We start from the raw sequence: 16,264 nt of genomic DNA on the forward strand, positions 1-16,264 counted from the left end.
GCTTGTTATACCAAGCAGGCAGTTGCTAAAAACGCTGACCACTGCCGTAAAAAATCACCCATAAATGCAACTTCAGCCAAAGTAGATTTACCGGCATCGGAAGTAGTGCCCTGCACCATTAAGGTTTTAGCACCCTGCTCTATTGCCGTTTGAACATCTTGCACTGCGGAACTTTTAATCGATTTAAAATCACACATACCTGTAATAATCCGTAAAGAAATTGCAAAAATACCAACTACACTCGAAAGGGAAGAAACCAGATTATCTTATCCGATGATGCTTGTCGCTTGCATTGCCAAAGGGTAGCCCCACTTCTCTATTTCCATTCCCCATTATTCACCCATAGGTGCGCCTTTGATTAATTCTCGTATCCTGACCAATGGAATTCCCCTGCTAGCGGCATTAGCCGCTTTTTTTATGGTGGGACGGGAAATAACAACCTATCACCTGACGTGGGCAAGTGCAGGGGAAATTCTGCAAGACTTTCACGGCCAGCCACTGTTGTTAGCCTTGTTGGCAACGATACTTGGATATAGCGTATTAGCCACTTACGATTTACTAGCGCTCCATCATCTGAAATATAAAATCGATTGGCATAAAACGCTGCTGGTAAGTTTTATCAGCTTCGCAGTGAGCAATAATACCGGACACGCGATGGTAACGGGCGGTTCAATCCGTTATCGCTTTTATTCCGGCTGGGGATTGGGCGCGTTTGAGATTGGCAAGATAATCGTCTTCTCCAGTGTGACTTATTTATTGGGCGCGGCCACTTTATTGTGTATCGCCTACTTTTTTATTCCCGCACAAGAGTTACACAATCCACAATTGTTAGGCGGACACTTTTCGTGGTTGATATGGGCAGTGATATTGCTGCTCGGAATTTATTGGGTATTAATTGCCACCGGTCGTCATAACATCCAATGGTGGAAATTGAATTTGGTGATTCCACCCGCGCGCATTACCGCACTGCAAAGTGTTGCAGGTATTTGCGATTTATTATTGGCAGGAGTAGTCCTTTACTGCTTGTTATATCCATCAACCAACATGCATTTCATGTGGTTTTTTACACTCTATATTGTGGCGCAACTTACCGGATTATTTAGCCAGGTGCCGGGCGGTATAGGCGTGTTTGAAGGCACATTCCTGTACTTAATGGGTGATAGTTACGACAAACAGATTATCATCATGGCGCTGCTCACTTATCGCCTGATGTATTTTTTATTGCCACTTGTGGTTGCCGCAATTGTATTTATTGTGTACCAAAGAATCGCACTACGCGATAGCTGGCACAAAATACCGGGAGTAGTGCCAGTACAGAACACCGTTAAAACCCTCTCCATGTTTCTGCATAAAAGTTTACCATCGATGCTTTCGCTATTGCTGGTAGTTGCCGGTGCAATTTTATTAGTATCCGGCAGCACTCCCGCTTTGCCGGGACGACTTGAGCAATTAACGGATATGATCAATTTACCGTTGATTGAATTATCGCATTTGTTAGGCAGCGTTATCGGGATTTTTTTGATCATCCTCGCGCGTGCTATTTTATTGCGAATCAATACTGCTTACCCTCTCACCTTGCTACTGCTGGGTGCGGGAATTTTATTTTCCCTGACCAAAGGCCTAGACTATGAAGAGGCCATATTCCTGGGTATTTTGCTGCTGCTGTTTATTCCCTGCAAACGCTATTTTTACCGCAAATCCAATATCGATAGTTATTGGCTCACACCCAAGTGGATTGGGCTAATTATTGCGATAGTGGGCCTGAGCATCCTGATTGGTTTTATCGCCTACCGCGAAGTGGATTACGCACATGAGTTATGGTGGCAATTTGAGCTGGATGCGAATGTATCGCGCTTCTTACGCGCCACATTGTTAACGAGCATTGCGCTGTGTGGCTGGCTATTTCATTATTTGCTATCCAGAAGCCAATACAAACCTCAGCTGCCCGCTATTGAAGAATTAGCGGAAGCAGAATTAATCATCAGCACACAAAAGAATACCGAGCATTACATTAGCTTGAGCGGCGATAAATATTTATTCTGGAGTGAACAGCGCGATGCATTTATTGCTTACATCACCACTAAAAAATACTGGATCGCATTAAATGATCCTTGCGGTAATCCTGCCAGTTTTAAAACACTGGTAAAGGAGTTCCGCACCCGCGCAGATTGGCATGGCGCAAAGCCGGTGTTTTACCGGATCGCAACCGAGCACTTGCCACTCTATGTTGATTTGGGTTTAAACCTGATCAAGCTGGGTGAAGAAGCCCATGTCGATCTCGGCAATTTTGCGCTCAAAGGAAATGCCTGGACCTCTTTCCGCAATACGATCAACAAAATTAACAAAGAGGGTTTCAGCTTCCACATTATTCGCGCTGCCGATATAGAACCGATATTGCCCGCGTTAAAACAAATATCGGACCAATGGCTAAATCACAAAAAATCGCGCGAGAAAGGTTTTTCACTCGGTTTTTTTGACGATGCTTATATACGCTTTTTTGATGTAGCAGTGGTTTGCAAAGATGATCAGATTGTGGCATTTGCAAACTTGCTGCACACCGGTTTACCCAATGAAATCTCCATTGACTTGATGCGTTATGGCGATAGCGCGCCCAAAGGCGCCATGGATTATCTGCTCACCAATATTATGTTGTGGGCAAAAGAAAAGTCTTATCATAAATTCAATTTGGGCATGGCGCCGCTGGCAGGGCTTGATGACGATGAGCTGGCACCTTTCTGGCACCGGCTCGGCTCATCCATTTTCCGCATGGGCAACGAGTTTTATGATTTCAAAGGCTTACATCACTACAAAGAAAAATTCCATCCACAATGGAACCCTGTTTATTTAGCGCTACCACGCGGCGGGCATTTGGCACGTGTGATCTTTACCATAACCAATGCCATTTCAGGTGGCATCCGCGGAAGCTTCGGAAAATGATGCGGCACTTTTTTTGGTTCATCGTCATTATCTCACTACAATGCAATGCGCAATACCAACCAGAAGTCTTACGCTGGGGCGATTTTGATAACACCTGGATTTATGCTGGCGGCACATATGGAGTTGAATTGGTTCTCACCGATACCGCCAACCAACGGCAGGCACAACAATTTGCTGCACAGCTTAGCTGGCAAGGTAATTTAACCGCTGTATTAAATATCGATGTGTATTTAGAAAAAATTGCCAGACGCAATGCCAGCTGTTTTGATGCAGCAACGCCACTCTCGGTATATGCACAAGATATTCAGCAACATCACCAATTCAAACATTTTAGCCAGCCATTCATTACCAGCTTTGGCAGTGCGGGTAGTTATTTATTTGCAATGCTCGGGCAACTCCCCAAAGGTATTTATCGCGGCGCCTACAGTATCAATTGGCAAAATGAAATCAGTATGCCAATCGCACCCTGCAAAAGCAGTGATCAGGTGCAGTGGGTTCCGCAGCAAAAAAAGCTGGCTTTAGATATTACCAACCTGCCTGCGACGCCATGGAAATTATTTAACACCAATAGCCTGATCCAACAGTGGATACCAACGACTCCTGTGCTGCAAAACTGGCAGCGCGATAGGGAATCTTTTATGCATGAATTAGATCAACAGGAGAGTAACAATAAAAACACTATCACCACTCTGCCGCTAATCGAACTTCCCACCACTCAGACTGGCGATAATAATGATCTTCTAGCGATTATTATTTCCGGCGACGGCGGATGGGCGAATATCGATAAAGATATTACCAACCAATTAGTGCAACAGGGAATCGCCGCATTAGGCTGGAATTCACTGAATTATTTCTGGGAGGAGAAATCACCCGATATTGCAGGTAAAGACCTGCAAGCCACGCTTGATCACTATCTGTCGCTGTGGAATAAAAAGCGTGTATTGCTAATAGGATTTTCAATGGGCGCGGACGTAATGCCGTTTATGGTGAATCGCCTGAATTCTGACACTAAAGAAAAAATTATTAGTGTCAACTTATTAAACCCATCGACCAGTGTTGACTTTGTTTTTCACGTAAGTGGCTGGCTAGGTGGAGCAGGCCAAGCTGCGCACTTGTTATACCCGGAAATGAAAGACTGGAATCAGTGGCCCACACTCTGTTTATACAGCGAGCAAAAAGATAGCTTGTGCGAAAAAATCCAGGAAAATATTGCCGTGAAACCAAAGGAACAACATCTGGTTTATCGACCAGGAGATCACCACTTTGATGGCAACTATCAAACACTAACCCAGCTTATTTTGGATAATATGCGCAAGCCGCAATAAATAACGCGCCATTAGCACAATCAAACCACTAACATACAATAAAAAAGCGCGAACCGAAGTTCGCGCCTGATCAAATGAATCTACAATTGCCTTGTAGGCGATAGTTATTAATAACCAGTGCAGGTCTGGGTACTGTGATTACAACCATCGCGACCAATATATTGTTGCGTGCTATATTCACTAACGGGCAACTTTTGCAGCGATTGACCATTAGCCGCCAAACCTTTGATGTAATCAATAAAACCTTGTGTGTAAAGCGTGAAGGTATTTACAACATTACCCGCCATAAATTCAGGGCCAAAAGTGGTATAGCCATCTTGTCCTGAAGCGATGTAATCATTAGTAACCACTGTGTAAATGGTGGCATCACCCAGCGGAGCCCAAGCTCCAGCAACACGCGAATTAACTTCAAGGTTGGTTACACGAGAACCTTTAGCTGCAGACGCGTTGATGTGATAACGCAGGCCGGAAGCATAAGGATATGAGCCAGTGGAACCGCCAGTGCGCAAGGTATTTTCCATTGCATCTTCCAACACCGCTTTAATTTGTGCACCGCTCAAACGCATGGTCACTAGCGTATTGGTAAATGGCAATACGTTTACCGCTTCAGCAAAAGTGACTTCGCCTGCTGCAACATCGGTACGCACACCCCCACCATTTTGGATAGCAAGATCTGCCGATGGCGTGATCATCAAAAAGGCTTTGGCGATAATATTGGAAATATCGCTACCATTAACTGCAGTCGCACTTGCCGGACAAATAGTCGAGCGGCTCTCACCAGGCAAGCGCACCAAGCATAAGTTTTCGGCAGCACTACCAATCGCCAATTGCTTTAACACTTCAACTTCAGCTGAATAAATAGATAGCAAATTTTCAGTTGATGCATCCGGCACCGCTACAACTACTTCGGGATACTGCGTTAACTTTTGACGAACTTTAAACGCATCACTTGCATTCAAACTGCGCACATCACCCGTTGCATATGTGTAGGTGAAGTTATCGGAAATAGGTAGATAAGGATGGCCATTACATTGAGTCACTTTGCCCGCCGCATCAAAATCCACTTGTAATTTACCCATGATGTGAGCGTATTCCCAAGCTTGTACTACACAGACTTTATCGCCATCTTTATTAGTGACTTGGGTAGGATATTCGCCAGCCGGATTAAACCCTAATGCGGTAAATGTTGCACTACCCAACAAGGTGTGTGAATCACCGCCGACAATTACATCTACACCGCTTAGTGCGGCAGCAAGCGTTTTATCGCTTTCATATTGATAATGGGTAACCAATACAATTTTATTGATGCCTTGACCGCGAAGCTCATCGATATATTTTTGCGCGGTAGTAGTTTCATCCAGAAATTGTGTGTCTGCATCAGGTCTGGATGAATTTTTGGTTTTATCGGCAATATCAATACCGATGAAACCCACTTTCTGACCTTCAACGTCGCGCACAATGTAAGGTTTGATAAAGCCATTTTTCAGCGGAGAATTTGCACCGGGCACCACGTTTGCAGAAATCACTGGAGTGTTGCACGCGCTACCGTTCAAGTCATTCAGGAAATTTACTAATCCTTGGTCACCGCTATCAAATTCGTGGTTACCCAATGCGAACATATCAAAACAAATTCGATTCATCATGGCCGCATCAGCAGCGCCATTGAATAATGAATAAAACAGAGTTCCGGTAACAGCATCACCAGCGTGAATTTTTACAGGGTTAATTGATTGACGGGCCAATTGATCGAACAATGACGTCAACATTGGAAAACCACCGTAGTTAACGATCACACTTGATACTGCGGCAGATGCGGCATCTTTAGTCGCAAGACCCAATGATGCCACGTTGTACGTAAAATTTTCGGCAGACAGATGTGAGTGGTGATCATTCATATGCAGAATGGTCATACTCAAAGGCTTGCCCGCAGACGAAGAATTTTTAACCGCATCCAACTGCGAGCCAAGGTCTTTGATTTTATCGTTAGCTTCCGCTAAATCTTGCTGGGTTTGGTTTAAATCGGAACGAAGATCTTTCACTTTCCCATCATTATCGTCACCACCGCAGGCAACAAGTGCAAGAACTGCACAAGACAACAGACTGCGCACCAGCACAGATTTATTGACGTACTTCATTGGCTCTCTCCATTAACAAATTAGCTTGTTATGAGAAACGCCAGAAGTGACAGTTATATGAATGGAAAATTAAAATTTTATGTCAGTACTTACCACTCAATTCCTTTTTGCGCTTTTACACCGGCATTAAATGCGTGCTTGACTGATTTTACTTCGCTGAAGGTATCGGCGAGGTCTTCCAAATATTTTTTAGCACCGCGACCCGTGATGATCACGTTTTGATTGCGCGGGCGATTTTGGATTGTAGCTACCACTTTATCTTTATCGAGATAGTGGTAATTAAGCATGTAGGTTAATTCATCGAGCAACACCAAATGGATTTCCTGATCACGAAATACGTGTTCACATTCAGCCCACACGGCTTCAGCAGCAGTCTTATCTTGCTCGGCATTTTGGGTTTCCCAAGTAAAACCCGTGCCCATTACAAAATATTCCAACTGTGGGCTGGCACCGCGGAAAATACTTTCAGTTAAAAAATTCTTTTCACCGCATTCCCAGGTACCTTTAATAAATTGCACTATCGCAACCTTGTAGCCGTGTCCAAGGCAACGCAACGCTGTACCAAAACCTGACGAGCTTTTACCTTTACCATCACCGGTTAATACAATCACTACGCCGCGCTCTTCATCAGCCCGTGCAATTGCAGCATCCACAATTTCTTTACGCTGCTGCATACGCTCCTGATGACGTTTAACTTTGTCTTTTGTTTGCACACCATTATTATCAATGCGGTTGCCATTTGGATTTTTATTGTCGGTCATGTTCACTACCACCGGTTTTGTCTGGTTCAAAAAAGAAAATGCCCCCAAGCAGGGCTGGGGGCATCAAATTAACAATTAAATGGGATAATTGCTATTAGAAGCGATAAGTAACGCTCGCTTCGTAGTTACGCTCTGGTTGTGGATATTGACCCCAAACAGAGTGATAACCAGCATAAAGTTCGTTGGTGAGGTTGTTGATACGACCGCTGATCTCCAATTGACGATAAGTATAAACGGTAGCTAAATTGAATACAGTTAGCGGTGCAAGTGTTGGACTAGTATTGCTTTCGTCACCGGCCTTATAACGGGTACCAGTGTAAATACCTTCCAGCGAAAGAGTTAATGGGCTAACAGGTGTAAACAAGATTGTTGCAGACGCGGAATTTTTAGCGATAAACGGAACTTCCTTACCATCATAAACACCATCTATAACTTCAGCATCAGTGAAGGTGTAGTTAAAGCGCAGCGCTAGCTCATCACTTAAACGAGTATCTGCATCCAAGGTAAAACCTTGGCGCTCTGAATCCGGCAAATTGATATTAGCGTAGACAATTGGGTCTAGCACAATTTCGTCATTCAATGTCATATGGTACAGCGAGTAAGAAACCTGCGCTTTTTCACCCTGCCATTGCGTTCCCAATTCAAAGGACTCGCCCGTTTGCGGTTTTAAAAATACCACGCCAACAGGAACAAGATTGTTATCATCCGGATTAGCAAAGCGGAAACTTTCTGCGTAACGGCCAAATACACGCCATTGGTCATTCGCTTGATAATTCAAACCAAATTCACTCGCAGTGAGATTATCTTTTTGCTGTTCCAATAGCAGTTGGTTTTCGTCTTCTACTTCTGAGTAACGTGCACCAATAGTTGCCGTTAATTTAGGCAGTAACGGATACAATAATTGCGCATACACACTGCGTTGTTGTTGATTGGAAGTAACAGGACTCCAGCCATTATTGCTTTCATAATCGCTATCAATATCGTCGTAGCCTAAAGTGGCAACCAGTGGTCCGTTGGCAAGCACATATTCCCCAACAATACGCGGCGTTAAACTTTTTATTCGCATGGAATATTGGGTTGCATTAGGTGAATACATATATTCACCTTCTTCATTGCGATCAGAATATTCTGCTTGCAGCGCCCAATTGGAGGAAAGATTCAATCCACCGCCAACACGCCATGTGTCAGCTTCTTTATCACTGTAATCATTGGGCGAATAGGTGTGGCGACGATCAATCAATGCTTGAGCATCACTAATCGAACCTGGAGTGCGCAAATCGTCTTTGATTTGTTGGCCTTCAACAAATACAAAACCCTGCTCGCTGTCATAACGCACATTGAGCAATGCACTTTCATATGCAGATTGATTGTTGTCTCTGTAGTTATCAGCGTTGCGCTTTTGTCCGGAAATGCTGTAGCTCAAACCATTGGCAAACCCTTGGCTCAAGTTAACACCATAGTCTTCAAGGTTATCGCTACCGCTACGTGCAGCGACTGAACCTGTAGTCTCACCTGCGGTTGCACGACGGGTAATTACGTTAATCACACCACCAACGGCTTGGTCACCGTAAAGAACACCGGCACTTCCTTGAACAATTTCGATACGTTCAACGTCACGCAAGGCGATGGCATTCAGCGCAGGACCTTCCTGGCTAGGATTGTTGAGTTTGCGCCCATCGACCAACACCAATACGTTGTTGGCGCCGCTCAAACCACGCATGGAAACGGACACGTTGCGCATACCACTGCCATCCATATCAGATAGTTGTATACCTGCTTGAGTACGCAGTACTTCGGTTAATAATTTTGCACCGCTCACACGAATTTCGTCGGCAGAAATTATGTTAATTTGTGTCGCAACCGGTAATGGCGCGGTTTCACTGCGGGTCGCACTGACGTATACAGTTTCGAGTTTCTTGTCGTCCGCTTTGCTGTCAGCTGCAAACGATTGGGGCGCAGCAAGGAGGGCTGCACTCAGGGCACTGAGTACAAAGGCGGTTGGCTTAACGGTTGGCCTGGTAATGATGGTTGATAGCTTAGACATGAGATTCCTCAATCCTGAATTAGGGATGAGGGAGGGGAAAGCGGAAAAAGATGCAATGGGCTTAAACCCAAAAAAACACACAGATTTCCACCGATGTTGCCCTCCGCGACATCGTGAACAAATAGAACAGTAGTTCTGGTGGTAAGGCTGGTATCGGACTCATCGGCACTGATGACAGTGCCGATTTACCGTTGCGGGGGCAGTGTCGGGATTGCATCGCTGACCAAACCGCTGGCGTGCGCACCGACTTCCCATTGACTCTGAACCTGACGCTTGCACGCCTATCAGACACCTCGGCCGCGCAAGTTACGGGGATACGTGGTGGCAGTCAAGCCGGGATTGACACTGAGGCGCAGGCTTGAAGGTAGCGACCGCCGCTGATGCGCTGGTAGATCGCCGATGAGCAAGACTGCCAAAAAGTGTTGTGGGTGCGGATATCCATATCACGTAATACGCTGTAGCGCGGGTCGATATCACACAACACTTGCGCTGAGCACAATGATGAGCGATACGCCGGACCGGTCGAAAAGCCACATAAGGATTTCAGGTGAGAGTAAAAAAATGTCGCCGGGCTCAAATAATCAAACACGATTTCGACCGGTGCTTTGCCTTGGGTGAGATCGGCAATGCGGCTGAATAAACCGTGCAATTCGGCAGCCGACATAAACATAAGCCGATGTTCAAGCACAATAATAAGCGGCTCGCCCTGCCAGGATGCCAGCCAATCACCCTCGACTACACTGGCGGCGACCAATTGATAATTATCGATTGCCGGTAACAATTTTGATTTCTGCTGGATTATCTCTGTGCTATCAACTTCCAACCAGCGGAATCTTGGCCAGTCGGCAAGCTCGGACAAGCGATGGAAACGCGTGCTGAAACCTGCTCCCAACTCCACACCCAGGGCATGGGGATAGCGGCTAAAGAATTGCTGGCAGCGATGATCCATCCACTGGCTGCGCTTGAGTGCAAGGCAATCCGCCGGGGTTGATGCCGGTTGTAAATAGCGAATTCCCGCGTTCAGACGATCCAACACAATCTGCGCCGCCGGGTCACAAAATCCTAACTGTGGCCAATTCTTGCGCGCACCTGCCCGTTGGGATAACAGGGAATAGGATTCCTGCAGCCAGGCAGAGGTATCGATGCTAGCGAGCTTCATCAGTTAGCTGCCGGGTGACGGCCAAGCGCTTGCGCCTGCAAACGATCTTCAGTCATCAGTTGTAAACCAACCGATAAGGCAAAGCTGATGAGGTATATATGCGGATTACCCACAACGCCGAGGATATTGGATTCTCCCAAACGCAGGCGGGTTTCGCGGGCAATCCGCTCGGCGATGGCGAGCGAACCAAAGCGGTAAACCAGATAAATCAGCAACTCTTCACGATAACAATCAAAACAGTCGCAATCGGCATCCTGCCCCCAATTGGCGCCCTTGCCTGTAACAGGACCTGATTTCGCTTGGCTTGATAATCCCGACATAAACACCTCCAGGTGGTTTGGTATTTCTTGTTAATGATAATTATTATCATTTGAACCGGGTAACGTCAACCTGCAAATGATATTTATTTCCAAACTGGTAAAGACTCCGACGAATGGCTATAGTTGGCACGCGTTTCAGCAGCAATTATTCAATAACAACACAAGGATTTTTTATGAATAACCCTTATCAAGCCCCCAATGCGGAATTGGTTTCTGAAGAGCAAGAGCACCTGTATGTTGGTTTTTGGCCCCGCCTTGGTTCACAAATTATCGACGGCATTATTGTTGCCATCATCACCTACCCTATTTTGTTTATGGCGTACGGCACAGGCTACTTCACTAAAACAACCTTTGTACTTGGACCTTTAGATGTCGTGCTCAACTATGTTTTCCCTATCGTCTGGACTATCGGTTTCTGGACTTATCGCCAGGCAACTCCGGGTAAAATGGTTATCGGGGCCAAGATCATCAGCGCTAAAACCGGCGGCAAGCCAAGCACTGGCCAATTTGTTGGTCGCTACTTCGCTTACATCCTGTCCGCATTACCTTTGTGCCTCGGCTTCCTGTGGGCAGCCTGGGACCCGAAAAAACAAACCTGGCACGACAAACTTGCCGGCACCTATGTAGTTCGCAATTAATTCCCGCGCGAGTTACCGCAAGGCGATCCGGTAAATACCGATCTTCCACCAAAACGACAAAGCCACCCGTGCGGTGGCTTTGTCGTTTTCAACTCTCGAAAAAACTCTCTGCCAGAAAGGTTGTTATTAGCAATTGTTATAGTATAACATCACCAACAATTTAGAACGCCGGTCGTTTTTGGCCGAATGACAATTTGGATGGTAGGAAGTGGAGAAAATGATGAACAAGTCTTTGTTGTGCCTGGCGATTGTCGCCGCAAGCCATTCAGCACTGGCTCAAATACAGGGCGTTGTGCGCGATGAACTCGGCCAACCAATCAGCAATGCAACCCTTGATATTGTGGGGTCCAATCTGCAGCTTCGCACCAATGCGCAAGGCGAATTCAACCTGCCGCCACAAGCGGGAACCGAGGTGGAACTGCATGTAAAAGCCCCTTCATTTATGCATAAAACCTTTCATCTTGAGCAAAGCAACAAGCCCGCAGTGCTGGTGCTCAATAGCACAGCGGTAAACGTGGTAAATGTGGTCGGTTTGCCGTGGCACGCATCCAATATGGAATCGGCACAGCCGGTGAATGTGGTTAGCGGTGAGCAGTTACGTAATCGCCAGGCATCCACATTAGGCGAGACGTTAAAAAATGAAGCCGGCGTCCATTCCAGCTATTACGGGCCGGTCGCCAGCAGCCCGATTATTCGCGGCCTTGAAGGTCCGCGCGTGTTGATCACCCAAAACGGATTGGACGCTGGCGATGCGTCACGCGTCGGCCCTGACCATGCGGTAGCGACTGAAGCCTCCACCGCGCGCCAGATTGAAATCCTGCGTGGCCCCGCCACGTTGTTTTACGGCAGCGGTGCCATTGGTGGTGTAGTCAATATTGTCGATGACCGTGTACCCCAAGGTCTCGACACTTACGGCGAATGGCGTGTTGAGCGCGATTCAGTTGCCGATGACAAACTTGTTTCTGCGAGCGGGAATACCGCCCTACCTATTAACGGAGAGAGCAACATTGGTTTGCATCTGGATGGTTTCTGGCGCGACGCCGACGATTACAAAATTCCCGGCGCTGCTGAAATAGAAACTGATCACGACGAAGATCATGAAGAACACGTCAGCAACGGTCGCCTTGCCAACTCTTCCGCTGAAGCCAAAGGTTTTAACCTCGGCACCAGCTACATTTTGGATGAAGGTTTTGTCGGCCTTTCCTACGGTCACCTTGAACGCCAGTACGGCATTCCCGGTCACAGCCACGGCGATGAAGATGTCGCAGTTTATGCCGATCTCAAACAAGATCGCGTGCAATTCCTGAGTGAACTTTCGCTCGACCATGAATTTTTTAGCGCAATCAATACCCGCTTTGGTTTTACCGATTACGAGCACAGCGAAATTGAAGACGGTGTAGTCGGCACCACATTTAATAACGAAAGTCAGGAAGTGCGCATTGATTTATTTCATCACCCGATTGCCGATTGGCGCGGTGCGTTGAGCCTGCACTACAAACACAATGATTTTTCTGCTGTTGGTGAAGAGGCCTTCACACCACCGAGCACTACTGGCAGCCTCGCCATTGCATTAATGGAAGAGCGTCACTTCGGCGATGTGTTGGTACAATTGGGCGCGCGCGTCGAGCAAGTCAAAATTACTGCCGACAATATGCAAGTTGATCTCAACGAACATCACCACGAAGATGAACACGATCATGGCGATGAATACCTGCAGGTATTTTCTATCGATCATGAATCCACTCCGTTCAGTGCTTCAGCAGGTTTAGTGTGGGATTTCACTCCCGGCTACAACATCGGCCTCTCTTTCACTCATGCTGAGCGCACACCGTCTGCAGCAGAGTTGTTGTCATTCGGCCCGCACATTGGCTCAGGTTTATATGAAGTGGGCGCCCTGCTCCGCTTGGTAGAAGATGAACCCGGCGAGTTCCATTTTGATTTGGCGCGCACTGATCTTGAATTGGAAAAGTCGAATAATATCGATATTTCCCTGCGCAAATTTGAGGGCGATTTTGGATTTATCCTCAACGCGTTTTACAACAGTATCGACAATTACTATTACCTCGCCGAGACCGGCATGACACGCGAAACTGCGCACGAACACGGTGACGAAGGTGAAGAGCATGGACATGCGAGTGAATTGCCGGTTTATATTTACCAGGCGCAGGATGCAAACCTTTACGGTTTTGAAGGCGAAGTCATCTGGCAAGCAAGCACACCAATCAAACTCAGTTTCACTACTGACTACACCCGTGCGCAACTCGATGATGGCGGCGATTTACCGCGTATTCCACCACTGCGGATTGGCGCACGCGCTGAATACGAAATGGGTAGCTGGCGTGCTGAATTAAGCAGTCAGCATTATTTCGAACAAAACAAAACTGCTGTACTGGAAACCAGCACCGACGGTTACACATTGGTCGATGCACAAATCAGTTACGCGCTGAGTAATGACCTCAAGATTTACCTTAAAGGCCACAACCTCACCGATGAATATGCCCGCGTCCACTCTTCATTCCTGAAAGATAAAGCGCCCTTACCTGCGCGCTCATTTGCTGTAGGTCTTAGCGGAAATTTCTAACAGCTGTCACAACTAATTATCGCAACTACACGATATTGCAACTACACGATATTGCAACTAAAAACTATTTGAAAGGTAATCATTATGTTGAAAACCCATTTATTGCCCGGTGTTTCGCTGGTACTTATTTCTGCACTGCTTGGCGGTTGCGGAGGCAGTGATACTAAAATTGTCGAGCGCGATCCAGTTCCAATCGCAGATGATCACGATCATGACCACGATGACGATTTACCCAGCCAGGGTCGCTTATTAATTTCCATTAAAGACCAGGCAAGAGTCAGCGTAGTTGATATCAACGAGAAAAAAGTATTGCATGAACTTGCTGTCAGTGAAGCACCAAGCGCACTCTATTCTAGCCCCAACCAACGCTACGGTTTTATTGTGCAGCGCACCGCCGATCGCGTTGATTTACTTGATGGCGGTCTGTGGCAAGAAGATCATGGCGATCACTTACATGATTACGCACAAACCCCGGCAGCGATGGCATTCAGTGCCAATAAATCGCGCCCAACCCATTTTACCGGCACCGAAAAACAATCAGTTATTTTTTTCGATGGCAATGCTGACTCAGCAACACCTGCGTCAGTCGGTGTATTTACTGAAAGCGATATTGAAAAAAATACGGCAGGCACCTGGCTTGAATACACAACCCATATGCACGGTGCGGCCCAAGCGCGTGGCGATTATTTAATTTCCACTGTGCGCGATGCAGCAACGACAAGCACCCTGCCCGACCGCGTTGCGGTTTATCACGCACACAATGGATTTTTTGCGGACGAAAATATCCTGCCTGAAACCTGCCCCGGTTTACATGGCAGTGCGCAGAATGAAAACCAAATCGCGTTTGGTTGTACTGATGGTGTATTAGTCATCACCCAAACCGGCACTGCATTTACTGCCAGCAAAATTGCAAACCCTGCAAGCTTTACCGGTAGCACGCGCATAGGCACAGTATTGGGCGATGATTCAGTTGATGAATTTGTGGGAATCGCATCCGGCCAATTTTTTACCATCAACACCGCGACTAATACAATTATTGCGATCAATTGGATCGACGCTGCTGTAACATCACCGCCAACTGCCATCGCTTATAGTTTTGCAGATGAAGGTGATTTGTTTGTTATTCTGGATAACACCGGCAACTTGACCTTGATAGACACAGCCAGCTGGAATGTAACCAAACGTGTACAAGCGATTTCTAGCAACCTTAGCGCATTACCGACCGGTAGCAAGTTTGAATTGGCATTAACTCCCGGCCATATGGCTTATGTGAGTGACCCTATCGCGAATCAAATTAAACAAATTGATTTGGATGAAGGCAAAGTGAGTGACACCATCCCGCTGAATTTTGTGCCCAATAAATTAACCTGGTTAGGTATTGCCGAACCGGCAGCGGGCGGACATTCGCACTAATTATTCTTCATCATCAACGGCGGAAAAATCTGCAGGTAAAGGCTGCAGTTCAATTACCCGCCGCTGATGATTCTTTAATAACTCCATACCCCAGCGATAACGGGGAATACTGTTGAACAGCTCATCAAAACTACCATCGTCCTGCGCAATTTTTAAACCTATTTCAAGTCGCTCTGCCAAGCCTGCATTGTTTTTGTTGACGAAAAAAAACACCTCATTGGAATAACTCAGCAATAATTGCTGTTCGATCTGCAACTCCAATTCCGGATAAAAATTGACTTCAGCCTGAATTTGATAAAGCCCTCGCGAAAAATAATCAAACCGTTTTGCCGCCAGCATTTTAAATAATTTTTCGTAACCCACCGCCTGCACCAATGATAACTTGTTGTACTCCATAATATTCGCATCGGTCCATTGTGAACTCATTCCGCCCTTGAGCTTGCGTAAATCCTCAAGAGAGGCAACTGCAGAAAATCCGGGCTGTTCATTTTTGCGGATCAATAGCAGGTGATAATTATTCAACTCCTTTAGCAGCGATACGCGCACCGGCAACATTTGCTGTTCAAATTCCGCACTGGTAGGCGACCAAAGCACATCGACAACGCCATGCATCATCTCCGTGCGCAGGCGTTTGTCTTCCAACCGATAAGGCAATTGTTTGATGGTAGTTTTTTCCAGGACGGTATCAGTTTTGCTTAGCACCAACGCAAGCAGGTGATAAAAATAATAATCCTCATTTTTAATATCGGTCATATTGGACTGACGAATAACAACCGTATTGGTTACCTCAGCTGCCGGCACAATTGTCGATGCGCAGCAGAATAGCAGGATTAAAAATCCCGCTTGTTGGAGACACAGGGCCACAAGCCTCGACATAGGGGTTACCGCGCTATTATGGTTTTATGTTACGCAGTATAGAAGCTAAAAGGTCATTCACCAAGAGAGTGCGCA

General features: G+C 46.4%; 12 protein-coding genes and 1 riboswitch. Of the genes, 5 read left to right on the forward strand and 7 right to left on the reverse strand.

What is annotated here, in order from left to right; all coding sequences use genetic code 11:
• Positions 1-5: 5 nt before the first annotated feature.
• Complete coding sequence (locus AC1RJL_RS08120; RefSeq protein ID WP_492912741.1) at positions 6-197, reverse strand: hypothetical protein; 192 nt, start codon at positions 195-197, stop codon at positions 6-8.
• Between the two features lie 157 nt (positions 198-354).
• On the opposite strand from AC1RJL_RS08120, the gene mprF reads away from it, so the two are divergent.
• Positions 355-2,937 carry a bifunctional lysylphosphatidylglycerol flippase/synthetase MprF gene (mprF, locus tag AC1RJL_RS08125; RefSeq protein WP_492912743.1) on the forward strand — a complete coding sequence of 861 codons (2,583 nt, stop codon included), beginning with the start codon at positions 355-357 and terminating at the stop codon, positions 2,935-2,937.
• Entirely contained in the window at positions 2,934-4,262 is a 1,329-nt protein-coding gene (locus AC1RJL_RS08130) for an AcvB/VirJ family lysyl-phosphatidylglycerol hydrolase (protein WP_492912745.1), read from the forward strand. The genes mprF and AC1RJL_RS08130 overlap by 4 nt, the downstream gene beginning before the upstream one ends.
• Before the next feature lie 107 nt (positions 4,263-4,369).
• Here the strand turns inward: AC1RJL_RS08130 and AC1RJL_RS08135 are convergent, their stop codons facing one another.
• From AC1RJL_RS08135 to AC1RJL_RS08155, 5 genes are all read right to left on the reverse strand, one after another.
• Positions 4,370-6,397 carry a 5'-nucleotidase C-terminal domain-containing protein gene (locus AC1RJL_RS08135; protein ID WP_492912747.1) on the reverse strand — a complete coding sequence of 676 codons (2,028 nt, stop codon included), beginning with the start codon at positions 6,395-6,397 and terminating at the stop codon, positions 4,370-4,372.
• 89 nt (positions 6,398-6,486) lie between these two features.
• Positions 6,487-7,158, reverse strand: a complete 672-nt coding sequence (cobO, locus tag AC1RJL_RS08140; protein WP_492912749.1) for a cob(I)yrinic acid a,c-diamide adenosyltransferase — start codon at positions 7,156-7,158, stop codon at positions 6,487-6,489.
• A 94-nt stretch (positions 7,159-7,252) separates the two neighbouring features.
• Complete coding sequence (locus tag AC1RJL_RS08145) at positions 7,253-9,202, reverse strand: TonB-dependent receptor (RefSeq protein WP_492912751.1); 1,950 nt, start codon at positions 9,200-9,202, stop codon at positions 7,253-7,255.
• A gap of 128 nt (positions 9,203-9,330) precedes the next feature.
• Positions 9,331-9,513, reverse strand: a riboswitch (cobalamin riboswitch).
• Positions 9,514-9,530: 17 nt separating this feature from the next.
• Complete coding sequence (locus tag AC1RJL_RS08150) at positions 9,531-10,361, reverse strand: class I SAM-dependent methyltransferase (RefSeq protein ID WP_492912753.1); 831 nt, start codon at positions 10,359-10,361, stop codon at positions 9,531-9,533.
• The gene (locus tag AC1RJL_RS08155; protein ID WP_492912755.1) at positions 10,361-10,681 is read right to left on the reverse strand and encodes a hypothetical protein; all 321 of its coding nucleotides are present in this window, start codon (positions 10,679-10,681) and stop codon (positions 10,361-10,363) included. The genes AC1RJL_RS08150 and AC1RJL_RS08155 overlap by 1 nt, the downstream gene beginning before the upstream one ends.
• Before the next feature lie 173 nt (positions 10,682-10,854).
• Here AC1RJL_RS08155 and AC1RJL_RS08160 point away from each other — a divergent pair, with 173 nt between their 5' ends.
• The 3 genes from AC1RJL_RS08160 to AC1RJL_RS08170 all read left to right on the forward strand — a co-directional run bounded on the left by AC1RJL_RS08160 (position 10,855) and on the right by AC1RJL_RS08170 (position 15,313).
• The gene (locus AC1RJL_RS08160) at positions 10,855-11,319 is read left to right on the forward strand and encodes an RDD family protein (protein WP_492912756.1); all 465 of its coding nucleotides are present in this window, start codon (positions 10,855-10,857) and stop codon (positions 11,317-11,319) included.
• A 220-nt stretch (positions 11,320-11,539) separates the two neighbouring features.
• Complete coding sequence (locus AC1RJL_RS08165) at positions 11,540-13,900, forward strand: TonB-dependent receptor (protein WP_492913456.1); 2,361 nt, start codon at positions 11,540-11,542, stop codon at positions 13,898-13,900.
• Positions 13,901-13,984: 84 nt separating this feature from the next.
• Positions 13,985-15,313 carry a 5-methyltetrahydrofolate--homocysteine methyltransferase gene (locus AC1RJL_RS08170; protein WP_492912758.1) on the forward strand — a complete coding sequence of 443 codons (1,329 nt, stop codon included), beginning with the start codon at positions 13,985-13,987 and terminating at the stop codon, positions 15,311-15,313.
• Here AC1RJL_RS08170 and AC1RJL_RS08175 read toward each other — a convergent pair whose 3' ends face one another.
• A complete protein-coding gene (locus tag AC1RJL_RS08175; RefSeq protein ID WP_492912760.1) occupies positions 15,314-16,189 on the reverse strand; it encodes a substrate-binding periplasmic protein in 876 nt (291 codons plus the stop codon).
• Positions 16,190-16,264 lie beyond the last annotated feature (75 nt).

Source organism: Cellvibrio sp. GW822-FHT04B05, assembly GCF_058800985.1.

Coding starts and splice junctions, on each gene's coding strand:
- AC1RJL_RS08175 (WP_492912760.1), bottom strand. CDS start 16,189: ATGTCGAGGCTTGTGGCCCTGTGTCTCCAACAAGCGGGATTTTTAATC.
- AC1RJL_RS08150 (WP_492912753.1), bottom strand. CDS start 10,361: ATGAAGCTCGCTAGCATCGATACCTCTGCCTGGCTGCAGGAATCCTAT.
- AC1RJL_RS08130 (WP_492912745.1), top strand. CDS start 2,934: ATGATGCGGCACTTTTTTTGGTTCATCGTCATTATCTCACTACAATGC.
- AC1RJL_RS08145 (WP_492912751.1), bottom strand. CDS start 9,202: ATGTCTAAGCTATCAACCATCATTACCAGGCCAACCGTTAAGCCAACC.
- AC1RJL_RS08170 (WP_492912758.1), top strand. CDS start 13,985: ATGTTGAAAACCCATTTATTGCCCGGTGTTTCGCTGGTACTTATTTCT.
- AC1RJL_RS08160 (WP_492912756.1), top strand. CDS start 10,855: ATGAATAACCCTTATCAAGCCCCCAATGCGGAATTGGTTTCTGAAGAG.
- AC1RJL_RS08165 (WP_492913456.1), top strand. CDS start 11,540: ATGAACAAGTCTTTGTTGTGCCTGGCGATTGTCGCCGCAAGCCATTCA.
- AC1RJL_RS08120 (WP_492912741.1), bottom strand. CDS start 197: ATGTGTGATTTTAAATCGATTAAAAGTTCCGCAGTGCAAGATGTTCAA.
- cobO (WP_492912749.1), bottom strand. CDS start 7,158: ATGACCGACAATAAAAATCCAAATGGCAACCGCATTGATAATAATGGT.
- AC1RJL_RS08135 (WP_492912747.1), bottom strand. CDS start 6,397: ATGAAGTACGTCAATAAATCTGTGCTGGTGCGCAGTCTGTTGTCTTGT.
- AC1RJL_RS08155 (WP_492912755.1), bottom strand. CDS start 10,681: ATGTCGGGATTATCAAGCCAAGCGAAATCAGGTCCTGTTACAGGCAAG.